Raw genomic sequence first — 2,100 nt, 5'->3', positions numbered from 1 at the left:
TTGGAACAGGCAAATCACCATTAGCCCAGGCCTCCGAGTCTAACGCCTCTCCGACCCGGGCTACAGTTATCACGGGCCTTCAGCCCTTTGTTCTCTTCTATTCTCAAGGTTTCTATCCGCACAAGAATTCGTGTCAATCCGCAAGCCTCGCGCATAATTCATTTCCTTGTGATGCATTGTTCAGTACAATTTGCGTAATTCGCGGTTAAAAAATCCTTCTCCCACAGAACCCATCTCCCAAACTTTTCAAAACTCCAACCTTTTTACTTTTACCTTTTACCTTGGCTCTTACTCTTTCCCGAAATCCGCCTTTCAAAATCCGAAATTCTTCATTTTTCACTCATCATTCTACATTCCTTCTCCCCTCTTTTTCCTTTAGCCTTGGCTCTTTATAAGTCTCTCCCGTTATTCCCGAAAAAAGCCAGCCGTTCTATCATCAAGAAATTCGTGGGCGGGGATCATTTTTATGATCAAACCATCCTTTTCAAAGATATCACTTTGGTCTTTAGTAATGATATATCCAGTACTGATTTTCAAGTCATTCATGGCTTCAACTACTCCAGAGAGTTCCCGGTTAAAATTCTCATCATTTACCGTCAGGCAAACTTGAATAGCAACCGTTAATTTGCCTCTTTCCATGGTGACGAAATCACATTCTCCCTTGTTTTTGTAGTAAAAAATCTGATTGTATTTTCTGCGGAGATGGAGGAAGATTAAATTTTCCAAGCGTCTTCCACTATTATCGCTTGTTGTGACTGAAACTTCCGAATAGATGCCCATATCCAAGACATATACTTTCTTGGGATTACGCGCCTGAACCTTCAAGGAGTGATCATATAAAGGAACAAAGTCTAATAAATAAGCATCCTTCAAAAAAGAAAAGTACTCCAGGAAAGTGGTAGCTGATTTGATCTCAAACATTCCCACCAACTTGTTTGCGGAAACCAAATTTCCAATGTTGCTGATCAAGTAAGCAGCCAATTGGCGCAAGGAGCTTACATCTCGGACCGCATGCCTGAGCGCAATGTCTCTCATCAAGATGTCATCCACTAATGTATAAATAACATCAGTGAGACCTGTCTTCACAAATTCAGGAATGCCTCCTGTTTTCAGGTAACTTTCCAATGCAATAACAGAACTTTCCAGATTTTTGTACCGGATATATTCCGAATAAGAAAAGGGAAACAATTCCATGGATAAATGCCTTCCTGTGAGATGGGTACCCAATTCCACACTCAACATGGCTGCATTTGATCCTGTTACAAACACTTTGTACCCTTCCCTCAAAAGTTGGTTGACAAACGTTTCCCAGTTTCTAATAATTTGTATCTCATCAAAAAACAATACTTGAATACCCCTCTTTTCTATTTCTCTGTGAACCCTAACAAAGTCACTTGTTTCAAATGCGGCAAGGCGGATATCATCGAAATTGAGATAAAGCGCATCCTGGTAATCTTTTCGCAGCAATTGCAATAAGAGTGTACTTTTTCCACAGCGCCGAATTCCCGTGATGATGGTTGCAAAAGCGTCTGTAATGGGTATATGCATCAAAGCCTCACGGATAAAACCAATATCCTGTTTTAAGAATGATTCTTTTTGTGAATTTATAACTAATGCAATTTCCTCCTGTCTTATCATTATAAAATCAGTATTTAGTAAGTTTCTTTCATTTTAAATGTAAGATATTTTTCAGTATGATGGAAGATGTTTGTTAATTAAATGTCAAAAAAAGAACCCAATTATTGAAACCAGTTGTCCTGCCCTCTCCAGAAGCCTGACTTTTATAAACAAACAGACCTCTCTCTTTCATACCTCACCCCAACCCCTCTCCTAAAAGTAGAGGGGCTATCCGTTCCAATAGCAGTAATCATTGAACCAGGGGCTCATCCTATCGGCAGCAAAATGACACCAAAAAAGCAATCAGCTATCCATGGATTAATTGATTCTTACTGTCTTGAAGTTATCCTTGTCACGTCGAGATTTTAAAATTTGGCATTTACAGAAAGGCAAAGACATCTTTTTACTACGTCATTCTGAGGCGCAGCCTGCGAAGCCGAAGAATCTCCTAAACTATGGGAGATTCTTCGCTCGTTCCTCGCT

General features: G+C 39.9%; 1 protein-coding gene. It reads right to left on the bottom strand.

The features are described 5' to 3' along the window. Positions 1-405: 405 nt before the first annotated feature. Positions 406-1,638, bottom strand: coding sequence for an ATP-binding protein (locus ACFFIP_RS17810; protein ID WP_382389115.1), 1,233 nt, complete (start codon positions 1,636-1,638; stop codon positions 406-408). Between the last annotated feature and the right edge of the window lie 462 nt (positions 1,639-2,100).

The organism is Fontibacter flavus (assembly GCF_042432905.1).
GTDB lineage: Bacteria > Bacteroidota > Bacteroidia > Cytophagales > Cyclobacteriaceae > Fontibacter > Fontibacter flavus.
This window is presented reverse-complemented; position numbering and strand designations above follow the sequence as displayed.